At 72.7% G+C, this 17507-nt stretch carries 22 protein-coding genes; 14 read left to right on the forward strand and 8 right to left on the reverse strand.

The features are described from left to right. Positions 1 to 114: 114 nt before the first annotated feature. Entirely contained in the window at positions 115 to 513 is a 399-nt protein-coding gene (locus DLJ49_RS04980) for a hypothetical protein (RefSeq protein ID WP_115392428.1), read from the reverse strand. Positions 514 to 732: 219 nt separating this feature from the next. Between DLJ49_RS04980 and DLJ49_RS04985 the strand changes: the two genes are divergently transcribed. From DLJ49_RS04985 to DLJ49_RS05005, 5 genes are all read left to right on the forward strand, one after another. Further along, positions 733 to 1200, forward strand: a complete 468-nt coding sequence (locus tag DLJ49_RS04985) for a RidA family protein (RefSeq protein WP_115392429.1) — start codon at positions 733 to 735, stop codon at positions 1198 to 1200. A gap of 2 nt (positions 1201 to 1202) precedes the next feature. Further along, positions 1203 to 1958 (forward strand): glycerophosphodiester phosphodiesterase family protein, encoded by a 756-nt coding sequence (locus DLJ49_RS04990; protein ID WP_199533307.1) that lies wholly within the window; start codon positions 1203 to 1205, stop codon positions 1956 to 1958. Between the two features lie 64 nt (positions 1959 to 2022). Continuing rightward, positions 2023 to 3222, forward strand: coding sequence for a GNAT family N-acetyltransferase (locus tag DLJ49_RS04995; protein ID WP_115392431.1), 1200 nt, complete (start codon positions 2023 to 2025; stop codon positions 3220 to 3222). After that, complete coding sequence (locus DLJ49_RS05000; RefSeq protein ID WP_115392432.1) at positions 3222 to 3509, forward strand: 4a-hydroxytetrahydrobiopterin dehydratase; 288 nt, start codon at positions 3222 to 3224, stop codon at positions 3507 to 3509. Before DLJ49_RS04995 ends, DLJ49_RS05000 begins: the two co-directional genes overlap by 1 nt. 93 nt (positions 3510 to 3602) lie before the next feature. Next, on the forward strand, positions 3603 to 4088 hold the full coding sequence (locus DLJ49_RS05005; RefSeq protein ID WP_233488748.1) for a DUF411 domain-containing protein: 486 nt from the start codon (positions 3603 to 3605) through the stop codon (positions 4086 to 4088). A gap of 15 nt (positions 4089 to 4103) precedes the next feature. Here the strand turns inward: DLJ49_RS05005 and DLJ49_RS05010 are convergent, their stop codons facing one another. Both DLJ49_RS05010 and DLJ49_RS05015 read right to left on the reverse strand, forming a co-directional pair. Then, positions 4104 to 4352, reverse strand: coding sequence for a ParB N-terminal domain-containing protein (locus DLJ49_RS05010; RefSeq protein WP_115392433.1), 249 nt, complete (start codon positions 4350 to 4352; stop codon positions 4104 to 4106). 84 nt (positions 4353 to 4436) lie between these two features. Further along, entirely contained in the window at positions 4437 to 4925 is a 489-nt protein-coding gene (locus DLJ49_RS05015) for a peroxiredoxin (protein WP_115392434.1), read from the reverse strand. A gap of 95 nt (positions 4926 to 5020) precedes the next feature. Here DLJ49_RS05015 and DLJ49_RS05020 point away from each other — a divergent pair, with 95 nt between their 5' ends. From DLJ49_RS05020 to rfbA, 7 genes are all read left to right on the forward strand, one after another. Continuing rightward, positions 5021 to 6214, forward strand: a complete 1194-nt coding sequence (locus DLJ49_RS05020; RefSeq protein ID WP_115392435.1) for an NAD(P)/FAD-dependent oxidoreductase — start codon at positions 5021 to 5023, stop codon at positions 6212 to 6214. After that, positions 6214 to 6786, forward strand: a complete 573-nt coding sequence (rsmD, locus tag DLJ49_RS05025; protein WP_115392436.1) for a 16S rRNA (guanine(966)-N(2))-methyltransferase RsmD — start codon at positions 6214 to 6216, stop codon at positions 6784 to 6786. Before DLJ49_RS05020 ends, rsmD begins: the two co-directional genes overlap by 1 nt. 158 nt (positions 6787 to 6944) lie before the next feature. Then, positions 6945 to 8432 carry a glycerol kinase GlpK gene (glpK, locus tag DLJ49_RS05030; RefSeq protein WP_115392437.1) on the forward strand — a complete coding sequence of 496 codons (1488 nt, stop codon included), beginning with the start codon at positions 6945 to 6947 and terminating at the stop codon, positions 8430 to 8432. 77 nt (positions 8433 to 8509) lie between these two features. Further along, a complete protein-coding gene (gene rfbC / locus DLJ49_RS05035; protein ID WP_115392438.1) occupies positions 8510 to 9067 on the forward strand; it encodes a dTDP-4-dehydrorhamnose 3,5-epimerase in 558 nt (185 codons plus the stop codon). Beyond that, positions 9064 to 10110, forward strand: coding sequence for a dTDP-glucose 4,6-dehydratase (rfbB, locus tag DLJ49_RS05040; protein WP_115392439.1), 1047 nt, complete (start codon positions 9064 to 9066; stop codon positions 10108 to 10110). Before rfbC ends, rfbB begins: the two co-directional genes overlap by 4 nt. Further along, entirely contained in the window at positions 10110 to 10976 is an 867-nt protein-coding gene (gene rfbD / locus DLJ49_RS05045) for a dTDP-4-dehydrorhamnose reductase (protein WP_115392440.1), read from the forward strand. Before rfbB ends, rfbD begins: the two co-directional genes overlap by 1 nt. Beyond that, positions 10973 to 11842 (forward strand): glucose-1-phosphate thymidylyltransferase RfbA, encoded by an 870-nt coding sequence (gene rfbA, locus DLJ49_RS05050; protein WP_115392441.1) that lies wholly within the window; start codon positions 10973 to 10975, stop codon positions 11840 to 11842. Before rfbD ends, rfbA begins: the two co-directional genes overlap by 4 nt. A 21-nt stretch (positions 11843 to 11863) precedes the next feature. On the opposite strand, the gene DLJ49_RS22790 is transcribed toward rfbA, so the two are convergent. The 5 genes from DLJ49_RS22790 to DLJ49_RS05075 are packed head-to-tail and all read right to left on the reverse strand — an operon-like array spanning position 11864 to position 15607. Beyond that, positions 11864 to 13684, reverse strand: a complete 1821-nt coding sequence (locus DLJ49_RS22790) for a DUF4384 domain-containing protein (RefSeq protein WP_115392442.1) — start codon at positions 13682 to 13684, stop codon at positions 11864 to 11866. Next, entirely contained in the window at positions 13681 to 14091 is a 411-nt protein-coding gene (locus DLJ49_RS05060; RefSeq protein ID WP_115392443.1) for a biopolymer transporter ExbD, read from the reverse strand. The genes DLJ49_RS22790 and DLJ49_RS05060 overlap by 4 nt, the downstream gene beginning before the upstream one ends. Before the next feature lie 11 nt (positions 14092 to 14102). Beyond that, positions 14103 to 14540 (reverse strand): ExbD/TolR family protein, encoded by a 438-nt coding sequence (locus DLJ49_RS05065; RefSeq protein WP_115392444.1) that lies wholly within the window; start codon positions 14538 to 14540, stop codon positions 14103 to 14105. A 1-nt stretch (position 14541) separates the two neighbouring features. Further along, positions 14542 to 15165 (reverse strand): MotA/TolQ/ExbB proton channel family protein, encoded by a 624-nt coding sequence (locus DLJ49_RS05070; RefSeq protein ID WP_115392445.1) that lies wholly within the window; start codon positions 15163 to 15165, stop codon positions 14542 to 14544. 4 nt (positions 15166 to 15169) lie between these two features. Further along, entirely contained in the window at positions 15170 to 15607 is a 438-nt protein-coding gene (locus DLJ49_RS05075; RefSeq protein ID WP_369932488.1) for a hypothetical protein, read from the reverse strand. Positions 15608 to 15882: 275 nt separating this feature from the next. Between DLJ49_RS05075 and tssA the strand changes: the two genes are divergently transcribed. Beyond that, positions 15883 to 16926, forward strand: coding sequence for a type VI secretion system protein TssA (gene tssA / locus DLJ49_RS05080; RefSeq protein WP_115392446.1), 1044 nt, complete (start codon positions 15883 to 15885; stop codon positions 16924 to 16926). A 62-nt stretch (positions 16927 to 16988) separates the two neighbouring features. Then, on the forward strand, positions 16989 to 17507 hold the full coding sequence (gene tssB / locus DLJ49_RS05085; protein ID WP_115392447.1) for a type VI secretion system contractile sheath small subunit: 519 nt from the start codon (positions 16989 to 16991) through the stop codon (positions 17505 to 17507).

Consider the following 17507-nt stretch of genomic DNA (forward strand, 5'->3'; position numbering starts at 1 on the left):
CGCAGAGCCTCGCCCAACCCGGAGTGCGCACCCGCCATGCGCCATTTCCCGACAGCCCGCACGCGACGCGGCCGCCGATGGCGGCGCGCGGGCGTCGCCCTCCGAGAGGGGAGCTCACTCGGCGGCCAGCCTCGGCGACGGCCTGGGGCGGGGGCGTATCGGCGCTTCGGGGCAGGCGGGGTAGGCGAAGGCGTAGCCGTCCCATACCAGGACAAGCTCGTCCTCGGCGCCGTGCATGAGCATCGCCCGCTCGCGCCAGGCCATGCCCTCGCCCGTGCAGACCATGTCGTAGAGCGTGGCGTCCATGTCGCGCACGTCGACCGGGTCTGTCATGCGGCAGACGCTCTCGGCGCCGTAGAGCACGTCGTCCTCGATGCGCAGGATGCCGGGATCGCCCTCGGGGGCGGCGCAATCGGCGCCTGGCACGATGCGGTAGCGGCCGTCGTATTCTTCGGCCCCGGCGGGCAGGCCGAGCGCGAGGGCGGCAGCGAAGGCGAAAACGGGGTTCGGCATGCGTCAGCCGCCGCGGGCGGGCGGTCGAGACGCCGGAAGACGCAAACGATGACGGATCACGGGCACCCGCGGGCAGCGCACGCGGATCGGCCCGCGCGCCGGAATGGTAGCGCCGCGGAAGGGGAGAGACAACCGCGCCTGCCGGTGGCGGGCGCGGGCGGTTCCATCGGGGCGCGAATGCCGTAGGGTGCGCGCGAAGCCCACAGAAGGAGGAGCGCCATGCCCGGCCCCATCGAGACCCGCCTATCCGAGATCGGTGTCACCCTGCCCGATGCCCCGGCCCCTGCGGCCAACTACGTGCCGTTCGTTCAGGTCGGCGATCTGGTGCACGTGTCGGGGCAGATCAGCATGAGCGAGGACGGCACGCTCATCACGGGCAAGCTGGGCGAGACGCTGGGCGTCGACGAGGGGGCGGCGGCCGCGCGCCGCTGCGCCATCGCCCTGCTGGCGCAGGTCAGGGCCGCGTGCGGCGGTGACATCGAGCGGCTGGTGCGGGTGGTCAAGCTCACGGGGTTCGTCAACTCGACAGTCGATTTCACCGATCAGCCAAAGGTCATCAACGGGGCCTCCGACTTCCTGGTGGAGGCGCTGGGCGATGCCGGACGGCACGCGCGCTCGGCCGTCTCGGCCGCCTCGCTGCCACTGGGCGTGGCGGTCGAGATCGAGGGCATCTTCGAGGTCCGATGACCGTGTCGACGCCCCTCCCCCGGGGTTTCCTCGCCCGCCCGGTCGCCCACCGCGCCCTGCACGGCCCCGGCCGCCCGGAGAACTCCCGCGCGGCGGTGCGGGCAGCGGTGGCGGGCGGCTGGGGCATCGAGATCGACCTGCAGCCCTCCGCCGACCGGGTGCCGATGGTATTTCACGACGGCGGGCTCGCGCGCCTGACGGCCGAGACCGGCCCGGTGCGGGAGCGCAGCGCCGGGGCGCTGGGCGCGATCCCCCTGACGGGCGGCGACGAGGGCATTCCCACCTTCGCCGAGGTGCTCGAGATCGTTGCCGGCCGCGTGCCGCTGCTGGTCGAGATCAAGGACCAGTCGGGGACGATGGGGCCGACCGACGGAGCCCTCGAACGTGCGGCCGCCGAGGCCGCCCGCGGCTACGAAGGCCCGCTCGCCTTCATGTCTTTCAACCCGCACGCCGTGGCGGCCGTGGCCGAGGCCGCGCCCGGCACCCCCCGCGGCCTCGTCACCTGCGCCTTCCGGCCAGAGGACTGGCCCGGCGTGACGCCGGACCGCTGCGCCGAGCTTGCGGCGATGGGCGATGTGGCGCGCGTCGGCGCAGCCTTCGTCAGCCACGGGCACCGCGACCTCGGGATGCCCCGCGTGGCGGAGCTGAAGGCGCAGGGCCTGCCCGTTCTGTGCTGGACGCTCCGCTCGGCCGCCGAGGCTGCAGCGGCGCTTCGCGTGGCCGACCAGATCACCTTCGAGGGGTTCGACCCGTCTTGACGAGGCTGTCTTGACCGGCTTTCCCGCGGGGCCACCTATGGGGCGTCCCTCACGGAGCGACAGGATGGCAGCCCAGCCCGAGCCCGACATGGCCGTCGAAGTGCAGGTGCACCGCAGCCTCGCCGACATCCCGGCGGCGGAGTGGGATGCCTGCGCCTGCCCCGAGGCGGCGGATGGCGGGCCGCCGGACGACCCGTTCACGACCCACCGCTTCCTCTCTGCGCTGGAGGACTCCGGCTCGGTCGGGCGCGGCACCGGCTGGCAGCCGATGTACCTGGTCGCCCGCGCCGGGGGCGAGGCGGTCGCCGCCCTGCCGCTCTACGGCAAGTCGCACAGCCAGGGGGAATACATCTTCGATTTCTCCTGGGCGCACGCCTACGAGCGGGCCGGCGGGCGGTATTACCCCAAGCTGCAGGCGGCCGTGCCCTTCACCCCCGCCACCGGCCGGCGCTTCCTCGTGAAACCCGGCTGGGAAGAGGCGGGCACCGCCGCGCTGGTCGAGGGGGCGCTGCAGGTGGCCGAGAACAACCGCATCACCACCTTCCACGTCACCTTCTGCACGTCGGAAGAGGCCGAGCGGGGCCGCGAGATGGGCCTGCTGCACCGCCGCACCCAGCAGTTCCACTGGGAAAACCGCGGCTACGAGAGCTTCGACGCCTTCCTCGCCGACCTGTCCAGCCGCAAGCGCAAGAACATCCGCAAGGAGCGGCGGACGGCGCACGACTTCGGCGGCGAGATCCGGCAGCTCACGGGCGACGCCATCGAGCCCCGCCACTGGGAGGCCTTCTGGCGCTTCTACCAGGATACCGGCGCGCGCAAATGGGGCACGCCCTACCTGACGCGCGCGTTCTTCGACATCGCTCACGAGACGCTGCGCGACGATTCGCTGCTCGTCGTGGCCGAGCGGGCGGGGCGGCCGGTGGCCGGCGCGCTCAACTTCATCGGGCGCGACGCGCTCTACGGCCGCTACTGGGGCTGCGTCGAGGATCACGCCTGCCTGCACTTCGAGTGCTGCTACTACCAGGCGATCGACTTCGCCATCGCCCGGGGGCTGGCCACGGTCGAGGCCGGCGCGCAGGGCGAGCACAAGCTGGCGCGCGGCTATCTGCCCACCGCCTGCCACTCGCTCCACTGGATCGGCGACCCCGGATTTCGCACCGCGGTCGAGGAGTTCCTCCGCGCCGAAGCCCGCGCCGTCGACCAGGAGATCGACATTCTCACCTCATACGGACCCTTCAAGCAGACGGGAGAGGACCACGACTGATGCCCGAAAAGCTCACCGACCGCAGCGCGCTCGACCCCCTCAAGGCCACCGGCTGGGCCGAGGTGGACGGGCGTGACGCCATCGCCAAGACCTTCACCTTCAAGGATTTCCGGCAGGCGTTCGGCTGGATGACGCAGGTCGCGCTGGTGGCCGAAAAGATGGATCACCACCCCGAATGGTCGAACGTCTACAAGACCGTCGACGTGACCCTGTCGACCCACGACGCAGGCGGTCTGACCGAGCTCGACGTCAAGCTGGCCCGCGCGATGGACAAGGCCGCGGGCTGAACCTCGCGCCATCCTCTGCCGGCGGGTGTTGACCTTCCCCCTGCGGTAAGGCCCAGCTGACGACCTGTTGCACATCTGACAGGAGACCGGTCCATGCCCGTGACCATGATCGCGCGCCGCAGCTTTCTCGCCGGGGTCGCCGGCGTCGCCGCCACCGCGGCCCTGCCGCATGTCGCCCGCGCCCGGGGCGGCCCGCCGATCCACGTGCTGAAGGATCCGAATTGCGGCTGCTGCTCGGCGTGGATGGAGATCCTCGCTCGCGAGGGCTTTGCGGTGACGTCGGAGCCGTCGCGCGGCACGGCGCTCTTCCGGGCAAAGGCCGATGCAGGCGTGCCGGCCGACATGGCCTCGTGCCATACGGCCTTCGTCGAGGGTTACGTGATCGAGGGGCACGTGCCGCCCGGCGACATCCGTCGCCTGCTGGCCGAGCAGCCCGACGCGGTCGGCCTCGCGGTGCCCGGCATGCCCTACGGCTCGCCCGGCATGGGGCCCGAAAGCCGACGCGAGGCCTACGACGTGCACCTGATCCGGCGCGACGGCACGACGGAGGTGTTCACGCGCTACGAGGCCGCGGCCTGAGGCTTGGCGCGCCGCTCAGTGCAGCCGCGCCCGAACGAGGTAGGCCAGCACCGTCTCTTCCCCCAGCGCGCGCAGCGCCTCGAGCCGGTGATACCCCTCGACCAGCACGTAGCGGTCCCCGTCGGCCCGCAGCCGGATCGGCGTCGTCTGCCCGTTCTCGAGCATGTCGTTGGCGAGCGCCTCGACCCGCGCCGGATCGAGCGTCTTCACCCGCTTGACCGGCACATGGATGGCCTCGATCGGATACGGCTTCTTCTCGAGCATGGGGGCGAGCCTCGCACGGCCCGCCCCCTGTTGTCTCGTCAAACTTCGCCACCGTGGGCGCCAGGCGCCCGCGGCGCGGCGGGCTCAGGCCTGCTCGAGCAGGGCTTCTCCGGCAGAGGCCTCGCACACGCCGGGGTTCTCCTCGACGCCCATCGCCTTGACGACGCCGTCCTCGACGATCATCGCGTAGCGCTTCGACCGGTCGATCAGGCCCACGGGCGGGGCCGAGAAATCCATCCCCATCGCCTTGGTGAACGAGGCGTCGGCGTCGCCCAGCATGGTGATGCCGGCCGCGGTGGCGCCGGTCTGCTCGCCCCAGGCCTGCATGACGAACGGGTCGTTGACCGACACGCAGATGATCTCGTCGACGCCCTTCTCGGCGAAGCCGTCCTTCGTGCGCACGAAGCTCGGCACGTGGGCCTCGGTGCACGTGCCGGTGAAGGCGCCCGGCACGGCGAAGATCACCACCTTGCGCCCCTTCACCTTGTCGGCGAGCGAAACGGGCTCGGGCCCGCCCTCTCCCATCGCGGTCAGCGTGGCGTCGGGCAGGGTATCTCCAGTCGTCACGGTCATGTCGGCGTCCTTCTCGCGTTGCGTTTCCCGGCCGCCGTTATAGGGTCGTGCGCCGTTCGGTGCCAGAGCCGGGGCTGCGGATGAGGGAGCGGGGCATGACGGGAATCGTCGTCGTGGGTGCGGGCCAGGCGGGCGCGTCGCTGGTGGCGCGGCTGCGCGCCTCGGGCGAGAAGCGCCCGATCACCCTGATCGGGGAAGAGCACGCGCCGCCCTACCAGCGCCCGCCGCTGTCCAAGGCGTATCTCAAGGGCGAGATGGCGCTCGAGCGGCTCTTTCTGCGCCCCGAGGCGTGGTATCGCGAGAACGGGATCGAGCTGCGGCTCGACACCCGCGTCGACGCGATCGACCTCGCCGACCGCACGGTGATCGCCGGGGGCCATGCCCTGGCCTATGACGAGCTGGTGCTCACCACCGGCGCTGTCCCGCGCCGCCTGCCGCCGGGGATCGGCGGCGACCTCGGCGGCGTGCACGTCGTGCGGGGCCTTCGCGACATCGACCGGATGGCGCCCGAGATGGCGACGGGCAGGCGCGCCGTGGTGATCGGCGGCGGCTACATCGGGCTCGAGGCGGCAGCGGTCGCCTCGGCCCTCGGCCTCGACGTGACGGTGGTCGAGGCCGCGCCGCGCATCCTGCAGCGGGTCGCGGCGCCCGAGACCTCCGACTTCATCCGCAAGGTTCACGAGGACAAGGGCGTGACGATCCGCGAGGGAGTCGGGCTGGCGCGGCTGACCGGCGAGGGCCGCGTGACCGGCGCGGTGCTGGACGATGGCACCGAACTGCCCGCCGACCTCGTGATCGTGGGCATCGGGATCACCCCCTGCACCGCGCTCGCCGAGGCCGCCGGCATCGCGCTGGAGAACGGCATCCGGGTGGATGCCCGCGGCCGCACCTCGGCCCCGCATGTCTGGGCGGCGGGCGACTGCGCCTCGCTGCCGTATCGCGGGGCCCGCATCCGGCTGGAAAGCGTGCAGAACGCCATCGACCAGGCCGAGACGGTGGCCGACAACATTGCCGGTGCCGAAAGGGATTACGACCCCAAGCCCTGGTTCTGGTCCGACCAGTACGACCTCAAGCTGCAGATCGCGGGGCTGAATACCGGTTACGACCGCGTGGTCGTCCGCCCCGGAACCTCTCACTGGTACTACGCGGGCGACCGGCTGCTCGCCGTCGACGCGCTGGGCGATCCGCGCGCCTACATGGTCGGCAAGCGCCTGATCGAGGCGGGCCGCTCGCCCGACCCCGCGGCGGTGGCCGACCCCGAGACCGACCTCAAGGCGCTGCTGCGCTGATGCGGATCGTGGCGGGGCGCAATCGCGGGCTGCAGCTCGCCGTGCTCGGGCCGGGAGACCCGCTTGCGCACCTGCGCCCGACCCCCGACCGCGTGCGCGAGAGCCTGTTCAACCTGCTTGCCGCCCGCGACGACGTGAGCGTCGAGGGCGCCCGCGTGCTCGACCTCTTCGCCGGCACCGGCGCGCTCGGCCTCGAGGCGCTGTCGCGCGGCGCCGCCGAGGCGGTCTTCGTCGACGACGGCGCCACCGCCCGCGCCCTCCTGCGCGAGAATATCGGGCGGGCGAGGGCACAGGGGCAGACCAGGGTCTTCCGCCGCGACGCGACCGACCTCGGCGAGGCGCGCGGCGCGCCATTCGACCTCGTCTTTCTCGATCCGCCCTACGGGCAGGGCCTCGGCGCGACCGCCCTCGCCTCGGCCGTGGCCGGCGGCTGGCTCGCCCCCGGCGCCACGATCGTCTGGGAGGACAACGCGCAACAGCCCCCGCCCGCCGGCTTCGCCCTGCTCGATACCCGCCGCTACGGCGACACGCATCTGACGATCCTGCGCGCGCCCGGCGCAGACGCGGGGTGAGACGCCCCGCCCCATCATCCTGGCCCAAGTACTCCGGGGGAGTCGCCCGGAACGGGCGACGGGGGCAGCGCCCCCGCAACGCCCCCCTCGCGCGCCCGGTCGGCGCCTCTTTCCCCTGCGGGCGCCAAGTGCTTGTCTGACGTCAAAGGGAGGATTCGATGACCCACGTTCTCGCCATCGACCAGGGCACCACCTCGACCCGCGCGATCCTGTTCGACGGAAACATGAAGATCGTCGCCACCGCGCAGGAGGAGTTCCCGCAGCATTACCCCGCCTCGGGCTGGGTCGAGCACGACCCTGCCGATCTCTGGGGTACCACCGCCGGCACCTGCCGCGAGGTGATGGAGCGCGCCGGCATCCGCGGCTCCGACATCGCCGGCATCGGCATCACCAACCAGCGCGAGACCGTCGTGGTCTGGGAGAAGGATACGGGCCGGCCCGTCCACAACGCCATCGTCTGGCAGGACAGGCGCACCGCCGAGATCTGCGAAGACCTGCGCGCGGCCGGCCACGAGAAGACGGTGACCGAGGTGACGGGGCTGCTGCTCGATCCCTACTTCTCGGGCACCAAGCTGAAATGGATCCTCGACACCGTCGAGGGCGCACGCGCGCGGGCGGCCGCGGGCGAGCTGCTGTTCGGCACCGTCGACACCTGGCTGATCTGGCGGCTGACGGGGGGCGCGGCGCACGTGACCGACGCGACCAACGCCTGCCGGACGCTGCTCTACGACATCCGCAAGGGGCAATGGTCGCCCGAGATCTGCGAGCTGCTCGGCATTCCCATGGCGATGCTGCCCGAGGTGCGCGACACGGCCGGGCAGTTCGGCACGGCGCGGCCCGACCTCTTCGGCGCGGCGATCCCGATCCTCGGGGTCGCGGGCGACCAGCAGGCGGCGACGCTGGGGCAGGCGTGCTTCAGGCCCGGCATGCTCAAGAGCACCTACGGCACCGGCTGCTTCGCCCTGCTCAACACCGGGGCCACGCCCGTCGCCTCGCAGAACCGGCTGCTGACCACGGTGGCCTACCAGCTGGACGGAACGCCCACCTACGCGCTCGAGGGCTCGATCTTCATCGCCGGCGCCGTGGTGCAGTGGCTGCGCGACGGGCTGCAGGTGATCCGCTCGGCGCCCGAGACACAGCCGCTCGCCGAAAGGGCCGACCCCGGGCAGGAGGTGGTGCTGGTGCCCGCCTTCACCGGGCTCGGCGCGCCCTACTGGCGGCCCGATTGCCGCGGCGCGATCTTTGGGCTGACGCGCAACTCGGGGCCGGCGGAGTTCGCGCGCGCGGCGCTCGAATCGGTGGGCTACCAGACGCGCGACCTGCTCGAGGCGATGAAGGCGGACTACCACGGCGAGGGGGCAGGCAGCACCCTGCGCGTCGATGGCGGCATGAGCGCCTCGGATTGGGCGATGCAGTTCCTCGCCGACATCCTCGGCGCGCCCGTCGACCGGCCCGACGTGCTGGAGACGACGGCGCTCGGCGCGGCATGGCTCGCGGGCATGCAGGCCGGCGTCTATCCCGGCAGGGAGGACTTCGCCCAGACCTGGGCGCTCGAGCGGCAGTTCGTGCCCGAGATGGCCGAGCCCGAGCGGGAGCGCCGCTACGAGCGGTGGACATCGGCCGTCAACGCCACGATGGAGTTCTGAGCGCCGGCCGTTTCGGGCCGTGACCCCGGCGCCGGCTGTTGCTAAGGGCAGGGGCGAGGGCAACGGACGGGCGCCGCATGGACATCATCGAGACAGAGCTTCCCGGCGTTATGGTTCTGATCCCGCGCCGCTTCGGCGATGAGCGCGGCTGGTTCTCGGAGACGTGGAACGCCCGCACGCTGGCGCATCACGGGATCACGACGGCCTTCGTGCAGGACAACCAGTCGTTCTCGGCCGAGGCGGGCACGCTGCGCGGCCTGCATTACCAGGCCCCGCCGCACGCCCAGGCCAAGCTGGTGCGCTGCCTTTCGGGCCGCATCCTCGACGTGGCCGTCGACGCACGGGCGGGGTCGCCCACCTACGGGCGATGGGCGGCGCGCGAACTGACGGCGGAGGGCGGCGAGCAGCTGCTGGTGCCAGAAGGCTTTCTGCACGGGTTTCTCACGCTGACGCCCGACGCGATGGTGGCCTACAAGTGCTCCGACTACTACGCCCCCGAGGCCGACGGCGCGGTGCGGTGGGATTCGGTCGGCATCGACTGGGGGCTGTCGGGCCCGCCCACGCTGTCGCTGAAGGATGCAGAGGCGCCGGCTTTCGACGCCTGGGAGAGCCCGTTCGCGTGGGGCGAGCCATGAAGCTGCTGGTCACCGGCGGTGCCGGCTTCATCGGCTCGGCGGTCGTGCGGCTCGCGGTGGCGCGGGGGCACGCCGTGGTCAACCTCGACGCGCTGACCTACGCAGCCGACCTGCGCAACGTGGAAGATGCGGCGGAAAGCGGGGCCTATGCCTTCGAGCACGCCGATATTCGCGACCGGGCGGCGCTCGACCGCGTTCTCGACCGGCATCGGCCCGACGCGATCCTGCACCTCGCCGCCGAGAGCCATGTCGACCGGTCGATCGACGGCCCCGCCCCGTTCATCGAGACGAACGTGACGGGCACCTACACCCTGCTCGAAGCGGCGCGGCGCTACTGGGAGGGGCGGGGCCGGCCCGAGGCCTTCCGTTTTCACCACGTCTCGACCGACGAGGTATATGGCTCGCTCGGGGCGACGGGCACGTTCACCGAAGAGACGCCGTATGCCCCGCGCTCGCCCTACTCGGCGTCGAAGGCGGCCTCCGATCACCTCGCGATGGCCTGGCACGAGACCTACGGGCTGCCGGTGCTGCTGACCAACTGCTCCAACAATTACGGCCCCTATCACTTCCCCGAGAAGCTGATCCCTGTGGCGATCCTCAACGCGCTGCACGGGAAGGCGATCCCGGTCTACGGGACGGGAGAGAACGTGCGCGACTGGCTGTTCGTCGAGGACCACGCGGACGCGCTCCTGACGGTGCTGCAGCGGGGCCACGTCGGGCGGAGCTACAACATCGGCGGCGAGAACGAGGCGCGCAATATCGACCTCGTTCGCACGATCTGCCGCCTGCTCGATGCCCGCCGACCCGAGGGCGCCCCGCACGACCGTCTGATCGAATTCGTCACCGACAGGCCGGGCCACGACCTGCGCTACGCGATCGACCCCGCCCGCATCCGCAGCGAGCTGGGCTGGCGCCCCTCGGTCACCCTCGAGGAGGGGCTGGCGCGCACCGTCGACTGGTTCCTCGCCAACGAGTCGTGGTGGCGCCCCCTGCTGGAGCGCGACGGCGTGGGCCGGCGTCTCGGCACGGCGAAGGCGGGCTGATGCGGCTCCTCGTGATCGGGCGGACGGGGCAGGTGGCCACCGAACTCGCGGCGCTGGCCCCCGGGGCCATGATCCTGTCGCGCGCAGAGGCCGACCTCGCCCACCCCGAGGCGGCAGCCGAGGCCGTGGCGGGCGCGCTCGCGGCGAGCGGGGCCGACGCCGTCGTCAACGCGGCCGCCTACACCGCCGTCGACCGCGCCGAGGACGAGGCGGCGCTGGCCCTCGCCGTCAACGGCACCGCACCGGGGCTGATCGCGCAAGCCTGCGCCGCTGCCCGCCTGCCGATGGTGCATATCTCGACGGACTACGTGTTCGACGGCTCGACCTCGGCGCCGAGAGCGCCGGGTGCGCCCACCGCCCCGCTCGGCGCCTACGGGCGGACGAAGCTCGCGGGGGAGGAAGCGGTGCGCTCGGCAGGCGGGGTGCACGCGATCCTGCGCACGTCTTGGGTGTTCTCGCCCCATGGCGGCAACTTCTTGAAGACGATGCTGCGGCTTTCGGAGTCGCGCGACGCGCTGCGCATCGTCTCCGACCAGGTGGGCGGGCCGACGCCGGCGCGCGCCATCGCGCGGGCCTGCCTGACCATCGCCGAGCGTCTGGCCGCCGACCCGGCGCTCGCGGGAACCTACCACTTCTCCGGGGCGCCCGACGTGAGCTGGGCCGAGTTCGCCCGCGAGATCTTCGCGCAGGCAGGGCGGGACGTGACGGTGAGCGACATCCCGACCGCGGACTACCCGACTCCGGCGGCGCGCCCCCTCAACTCCCGGCTCGACTGCGCGACGACGCAGACCGCCTTCGGCCTCGAGCGCCCCGACTGGCGTGCGGGGCTCTCCGAAACGCTTGCCCGGCTGGAGGCACGGTCATGACGCGCAAGGGCATCATCCTGGCCGGCGGCTCGGGCACGCGGCTCTACCCGGTGACGCTGGCTGTGTCGAAACAGCTCCTGCCGCTCTACGACAAGCCGATGATCTACTACCCGCTCTCGGTGCTGATGCTGGCGGGCATTCGCGAGATCGCGGTCATCACCACCCCCCACGATCAGGCGCAGTTCCGCCGCCTGATGGGCGACGGCAGCCAGTGGGGCCTGTCGCTGACATGGATCGAGCAGCCCTCGCCCGACGGGCTGGCGCAGGCCTACCTGCTGGCCGAGTCGTTCCTCGCCGGTGCGCCCTCGGCGATGGTGCTGGGCGACAACATCTTCTTCGGCCACGGTCTGCCTGAGATGATGGCGCGGGCCGATGCGCGCGACGGGGGCGGCACCGTCTTCGGCTACCGCGTGGCCGATCCCGAGCGCTACGGCGTGGTCGATTTCGACGGCGAGCGCGTGCGCGCGATCATGGAAAAGCCCGCGCGGCCGCCGTCGAACTTCGCGGTGACGGGGCTCTACTTCCTCGATGGAACGGCGCCCGCGCGGGCCCGGCAGGTGCGCCCCTCGCCGCGCGGCGAACTCGAGATCACGAGCCTGCTCGAGAGCTACCTCGCCGAGGGCGCCCTGACCGTCGAGCGGATGGGGCGCGGCTACGCCTGGCTCGACACCGGCACCCACGCCTCGCTGCTCGATGCCGGAAATTTCGTGCGCACGCTGGAAGAGCGGCAGGGCCTGCAGACCGGCTCGCCCGAGGAGATCGCGTGGGGGAAGGGCTGGATCGACCGCGGCACGCTGGCGGACGCGGCCGAGCGCTTCGGCAAGACCGCCTACGGGCGCTACCTGCGCGGGTTGCTGGGCGAGTGAGCGCCCCCGTCTGGGCCGCGTCTAGGACGGCCGCGTGATCACGAGGAAATAGACCCATTCGCCGCGGAACGCGGGGTCGAGCCTGCGTGCCTCCGCGATCCGCCGCGAGAGATCGGCAAGGTAGGGGGCGGCGGGCTCGACCAGCGGGCGTGGCGCATCGAAGAGCGGGGCGGAGGCGGCGAGGGCCACCACGATCTCCTGCCCGAAGGGCGGGCCGATCTCCAGCCGCAGGCCCGACGTGCCGTCATCCGCGCCGCCGATCGTCTGAACGCTGCCGGCCTCTGCGCGACGGAGCGGGACGGCCTCGTTGGGTCTCAGGTGCACGACCCGGCCCGCCGCATCGAAGTAGTCCACGTAAACATAGGCGTCGTAGTCGGGGGCGGCGAGTTCCAGCTCCAGCGTCTCGCCCGCAGCGAAGGCGAATTCGCGCACATGGGTATCCTCGCCCACGAGGCGGGGGTCGAGCGCCTGGTCGGTCGATTGCGGCAGGCCGGCGGCGGCGATGGCCGAGAGAACATCGCATTGCGGGCGGGGCAGCACGCGCAGGTTGGGCTGCACCGGGATGTCGGCGCCCATCTCGGCCCGGAGCGCGGCGAGCACAGGGGCGGCGGCGCCCTCCTCCGGCACGTGGCCGTGCAACTCGAGCGTGCCGGTCTCGGGGACGAAACGGGCCTGCAGGCGGGCGCAGGGCACCCCGCCCAGCAGCCCGGCCAGCCCATCGCGGATATCGGCCTCGGGCGCGAGCGTGTCTGGCGCCATGAAGCTCTGCAACGCGGCCAGCGACACGGGGTCGGAGATGTCGGCGAAGCCCTCGATCGCGGTTCGGGCGCGCTGCCGCGCGACCGGAGCGGCGCCAGGCGGGGCGGGGCGCGGCGTCGGCGCCGCGGCCGCGAGCGCGGCGGCGTCGGGTGTTGTGGCAGGCAGCGTTGCGGCGTCCGTTTCGGCGGTCGCAAGCGGGGAAGAGCGAGGCGCGGCGGGGCGGGGCGGACCGGCCAACGGCTCGGCCTCGAGGAGAGGCGCGGCGGGGGCGTCCGCCGGTGCGGTCGGGGAGGGACGCGGTAAGGTCAGAGGCACCGTGGCGGCCGGAGAAGGGACGGCCGCGAGCAGGACGCCCTCGGGCGCGGCGCTGCCGATGGCGGCGAAGGCGGGCGCGGCCGTGTCGACCCGTGCCGCAGGACGCGTCGCAGCCGCCAGTGCGTCGGCCTGCGGCAGCGCCGCGGTCAGGCCGGTCGCCGGCGTCGGCGAGGGTGGCAGGCGCGTCGCCGCCGGCGCGGCCTCAGCGAGCGGCGCAACCGGAACGCCCTCGGGCACCACGCTCGGCCCGACCGGCGAGGCGGCGTCGGCCGGACGGGCCGGCGGGCCCTGCGTCGCGACGGGGGTAACGGGTGCGGGGAGCGCCGCCGGCCGGTCGGGCGCGGGCGGGACCGCAGGCCGTGCCGCCGCGACCGGAGCCTGCGTGGGCGCAAGGGCCTGCGCCTGCGTAGATGGCGCGTCGATGCGCCCCGGCGCGGGGAAAGCGGCCGCGAGGGCGATGGCGGGCGCATTGGCGGCGGCGCGCGTTTCGGCCCGTGGCAGGGCGGCGCGCGCCTCGGTGCGCGGAACGACACCGGCGGCGAGGCCCTGCCCTTCGGCGGCGTGCTCGGGGGCGGCGTCGGTGTCGGGTGCAGCCCTCGCGGCCTCGGCGCGGTCGACGGCGGCGGTCGCAAGGGCGAGGCGTGCCTCTTGCGGGTGCTGGTCCTCCCCCGGGGTCGGGCGCACGGCCAGCCAGACAAGGCCCGCCCCGGCCCCGTGCAGGGCGATCGAGGCGGCGAGGCCCGCGGCGGCGAGCGTGGCGCGCTTCATCGCGCGCCCGCGTCGGGCGTGACGACCAGAGCCGCGTCGCGCGCCCCCAGCGCCTCGAGCCGCGCCACCAGCGGCAGGACATGGCGCAGCTCGGCCTCTCGGTGGGCGTTGACGCGGAAGAAGAGGCCCGGCCGGGCATCGAGCCGGGCGGCCACGGCGCCGTCGAGCCCGGCGGCCGCGATCTCCACCCCGTCGAGCGCGAGCGCCCCGTCGGCGGCGACCGAGAGCGTCGCGCCACCGCCGGGCATGTCCGCTCCGGCCAGAGCCTCGGGGGGCGTCACCTCGAATGGCGCGGTCGCGTCCATCCGACCGGCAAGCAGGAAGAAGACGAGCAGGAAGAAGGCAACGTCGATCAGCGGCACGATGGTGTCGGGGCGTGGCCGGGCCGGGGGGCGGGGTATGCGCATCGGCCCGCCCCCTAGCGCGCTTCGAGGCGGAGAACGCGCATGTCGGGCAGGCCGGCGCGCGCGCCCGCGTCCATTACCGAGACGAGGGCCTGCACCGGCGCGGCACCCGAGGGCAGCACGAGCACCTGCGCCCGCTCGGCGGCTGCCTCGGTCAGCGCGGCGTCGAGCGCCGGGCCGTGGAGGGCGCGCCCCGCGACCGCGGGCACCCCGTCGGCGCCGATGCGGATCAGCCGGGTCGGCCCCGGTGGCGCGTCGGGCTCGGCGGCGGCGGTCTCCTCGGGGGCGACGGCGGGGATCATGTCGAGGTCGAGATAGGTCGAGGTGACCATGAAGAAGACGAGCAGGATGAACAGCACGTCGATCATCGGGGCGAGCGAGATGACCGAGCGCAGCGGCCGCGGCCGGGGCAGGACCACCGGCAGCGCGTCGGAGGGAGGCGGCGCGCGCATCTCAGGCGGAGCGCTGCGCGTCCTCGACCAGCATCAACTCGCTGACCGACGCCTCTATGGCCTGCGCGCCCGCCTCGGCGCGGGCGGCGAGCAGCGCGGCCCCGACCGCGGCGGGGATCGCCACGAGCAGGCCGGCGGCGGTGGTCAGCAGCGCCTCCCAGATGCCGCCGGCGAGGATCGAGGCGTTGGCGGCGCCCTGGGCCAGCTCGAGCTCGCGGAAGGCGCGGATCATGCCGAGGACAGTGCCGAGCAGGCCCAGCAGCGGCGCGATCATCGCGATCAGCTCGAGCAGGCGCAGCCAGCTCGACATCCTTGCCAGCTCCTCGGCGCCGCGGGCGACGGTGGCGGTGACGAGGGCCGGGCCGCGCCGCCCCTCGGCCAGCCGCTCCATGGTGTAGAGCATCACGCGGTCGGCCGGGGCGCGGCCAGACCGCAAGAGGCCCAGCGCCTCGCCCTGTCGCCCCTCGGCCCAGGCGCGCAGGGCGGCGGCGCGCTCCTCGGCACCGCCGCGCACCGGGGCGAGTTGCAGCGCCTTGGCGACGATCAGCGCGAGCGACAGGACCGAGAGTGCGGCCAGAACCGCGAGGACGGGGCCGCCCGCGCCGATCTCTCCCAGCCCGCCCACGCGGCTACTTCACCAGGTCCGCGTCGGCCCGGCTTTCCAGCGTGACGAGGGGAAAGCAGTCGGTCTCGCCCGCATCCTGCAGGCGGCAGGCGGTGATGTCGTGCAGCAGGATCTCGGAGATGTCGCCGCAGGCAAGGCCGGGAATCTCGAACAGCTTCAGCGTGGTGCGGGCGACCGGCAGGGGCGCGGCATCGACCGCCAGAAGGCTGTCGATCACGCCGCCCCCGTCGAGCACGGCGAGCGACATCTCGAACCCTTCGAACGTGTCGCCGGTTCCGTTTCGGAACAGGAAGTAGGCACGACAGCCGCCTTCCTCGGCCGGCTCGGTCTTGTTCAGCTCGACGATCAGGCCGCCCTGTTGCTGTGCCGCGACGGGCGCGGTGCCCACGGCCATGAGGATGGCAGCGGCGAGCGCGGCGGCTGGGGCGGCAGATGGCGGCATCGAGATCCTTTCAGGTCGCGGCGATCGCAGGGGACGGGGTGCGAGCGACCGCGGCGGACCCTTCGGAAGGGCTGCGCAATGATCGGTCCGACGGCCCCCGCGAAAGTGATGGAACGAAACGCCCAGACGGCAGTCAAGGCAATTTTTTGTTTGAAACGTGGCGTCAGGGGGTGTTTGCTGAAGCGGCTGGGAGCGCGCGCCCGGCCGCGACGGGGCTCGGAAATTTCGGCCGACCTTCCGCGTGTCGGGGACAGGGCACGGGACGGACAGGATCAATGGAAGTCGACGCCTATCTCGAGCCGATCACGGAGACGGCCCCGAGCGGGTTGAACCTCGAATACGAGACCGTCTTCGTCGATATGGAACTCGCGGCCCAGTACGGCGAGGAGCGGCAGGTCGGCGACTCGGTGCTCGAGGCGGAGGAGCCCGACTTCGGCGACCTTGCCGCCAAGGCGCGGGCCGTTCTCGCCGAGAGCCACGACATCCGTGCCGCCGTCTTCCTCGCAGAGTCTGCGCTGCACACCGGTGGCCTGTCGGCCTTCGCCGATGCGCTGGGGCTGGTACGCGGCTATCTCGAACGGTGGTGGGACACGTGTCACCCGCAGCTCGACGAAGACGACGGCGACGCCACGATGCGGATCAACGCGGTGCAGGGCCTCGCCGACCCGAGGCGGCTGGTGCGCGCGCTGCGCCGCACCGGGCTGACGGACAGCCGCGCCTTCGGCCGGGTTTCGCTGCGCGAGGTCGAGATTGCAGAGGGGCGGGCAGATCCGCCGCCGGGCTTCGACGGCGTGACCGACCCGGCGGCCGTCTCGGCCGCGTTCCAGGACAGCGACACCGCCGCTCTGGCCGAAATGTCGGCGGCGGTGGCGACGGCGCGCGAGCATCTCTCCGCCATCGAGGCGGTCTTCGCGGACAAGACTCCGGGCGACGCGCCCCAGCTCGACCGGCTGGCCGACACGCTGAGGGCGATCGGTGCCACCTATGCCCGGTTCGGGGCGGGCGATGCCGGAGCGGAGGCACCCGAAGTCGGGCCGGTGGCGAACGACGGCGCCGCCCCGGCGCCGGCCGTCGCCGCGGCTGGCGGCGGGGCGGTGGCGCCGGGGGCGATCCACTCGCCCGACGACGTGGTGCGCGCCCTCGACGCGATCATGAACTACTACGCCCGCAGCGAGCCTTCGAGTCCGCTGCCGATCCTGCTGGGGCGGGCGCGGCGGCTGGTCAGCGCCGACTTCCTGACCATCGTGCGCGACATGGCTCCGGACGGGATGGACGATGTGCGCCGCATCGGCGGGCTGAGAGACGATGACGACGACTGAGACGCGAGCAGGCGCCGCGCGGCGTCCGGCACGACGCCGCATGGCCTGAGAAGGAGCGAGAAATGGCGGACAGTTCACAGAAGTTCATTGCGCGCAACCGCGCACCGCGGGTGCAGATCGAATACGACGTCGAGCTCTACGGCGCGCAGAAGAAGGTGCAGCTGCCGTTCGTGATGGGCGTTATGGCCGATCTCGCCGGCAAGTCGGAGGTGGAGCAGCCCGCCGTCGCCGACCGCAAGTTCCTCGAGATCGACGTCGACAACTTCGACAGCCGGATGAAGTCGATGGCGCCGCGCGCCTCCTTCAGCGTGCCCAACACGCTGACCGGCGAGGGCAACCTTGCCGTCGACATCACCTTCGAGAGCATGGACGACTTCTCGCCCGCCGCCATCGCCCGCAAGGTCGAGCCCTTGCGCGAGCTGCTCGAGGCGCGCGAACAGCTCGCCAACCTGATGACCTACATGGACGGCAAGACCGGCGCCGAAGACCTTATTTCGCGCATCATGGCCGACCCGGCGCTGCTCAAGACGCTGGCGGCGCAGCCCAAGCCGCAGGGCGACGCCGAGACGGCAGAGGAGTGA

The organism is Rhodovulum sp. 12E13, from assembly GCF_003340565.1.
In the GTDB taxonomy this organism is placed as follows: Bacteria; Pseudomonadota; Alphaproteobacteria; order Rhodobacterales; family Rhodobacteraceae; genus HLUCCA09.

Coding starts and splice junctions, on each gene's coding strand:
- DLJ49_RS05020 (WP_115392435.1), top strand. CDS start 5,021: ATGACGGGAATCGTCGTCGTGGGTGCGGGCCAGGCGGGCGCGTCGCTG.
- DLJ49_RS05015 (WP_115392434.1), bottom strand. CDS start 4,925: ATGACCGTGACGACTGGAGATACCCTGCCCGACGCCACGCTGACCGCG.
- tssA (WP_115392446.1), top strand. CDS start 15,883: ATGGAAGTCGACGCCTATCTCGAGCCGATCACGGAGACGGCCCCGAGC.
- rsmD (WP_115392436.1), top strand. CDS start 6,214: ATGCGGATCGTGGCGGGGCGCAATCGCGGGCTGCAGCTCGCCGTGCTC.
- DLJ49_RS05075 (WP_369932488.1), bottom strand. CDS start 15,607: ATGCCGCCATCTGCCGCCCCAGCCGCCGCGCTCGCCGCTGCCATCCTC.
- DLJ49_RS05010 (WP_115392433.1), bottom strand. CDS start 4,352: ATGCTCGAGAAGAAGCCGTATCCGATCGAGGCCATCCATGTGCCGGTC.
- DLJ49_RS05000 (WP_115392432.1), top strand. CDS start 3,222: ATGCCCGAAAAGCTCACCGACCGCAGCGCGCTCGACCCCCTCAAGGCC.
- DLJ49_RS05005 (WP_233488748.1), top strand. CDS start 3,603: ATGCCCGTGACCATGATCGCGCGCCGCAGCTTTCTCGCCGGGGTCGCC.
- glpK (WP_115392437.1), top strand. CDS start 6,945: ATGACCCACGTTCTCGCCATCGACCAGGGCACCACCTCGACCCGCGCG.
- DLJ49_RS22790 (WP_115392442.1), bottom strand. CDS start 13,684: ATGAAGCGCGCCACGCTCGCCGCCGCGGGCCTCGCCGCCTCGATCGCC.
- rfbD (WP_115392440.1), top strand. CDS start 10,110: ATGCGGCTCCTCGTGATCGGGCGGACGGGGCAGGTGGCCACCGAACTC.
- rfbA (WP_115392441.1), top strand. CDS start 10,973: ATGACGCGCAAGGGCATCATCCTGGCCGGCGGCTCGGGCACGCGGCTC.
- DLJ49_RS05060 (WP_115392443.1), bottom strand. CDS start 14,091: ATGCGCATACCCCGCCCCCCGGCCCGGCCACGCCCCGACACCATCGTG.
- DLJ49_RS05065 (WP_115392444.1), bottom strand. CDS start 14,540: ATGCGCGCGCCGCCTCCCTCCGACGCGCTGCCGGTGGTCCTGCCCCGG.
- rfbC (WP_115392438.1), top strand. CDS start 8,510: ATGGACATCATCGAGACAGAGCTTCCCGGCGTTATGGTTCTGATCCCG.
- tssB (WP_115392447.1), top strand. CDS start 16,989: ATGGCGGACAGTTCACAGAAGTTCATTGCGCGCAACCGCGCACCGCGG.
- DLJ49_RS04985 (WP_115392429.1), top strand. CDS start 733: ATGCCCGGCCCCATCGAGACCCGCCTATCCGAGATCGGTGTCACCCTG.
- rfbB (WP_115392439.1), top strand. CDS start 9,064: ATGAAGCTGCTGGTCACCGGCGGTGCCGGCTTCATCGGCTCGGCGGTC.
- DLJ49_RS04995 (WP_115392431.1), top strand. CDS start 2,023: ATGGCAGCCCAGCCCGAGCCCGACATGGCCGTCGAAGTGCAGGTGCAC.
- DLJ49_RS04980 (WP_115392428.1), bottom strand. CDS start 513: ATGCCGAACCCCGTTTTCGCCTTCGCTGCCGCCCTCGCGCTCGGCCTG.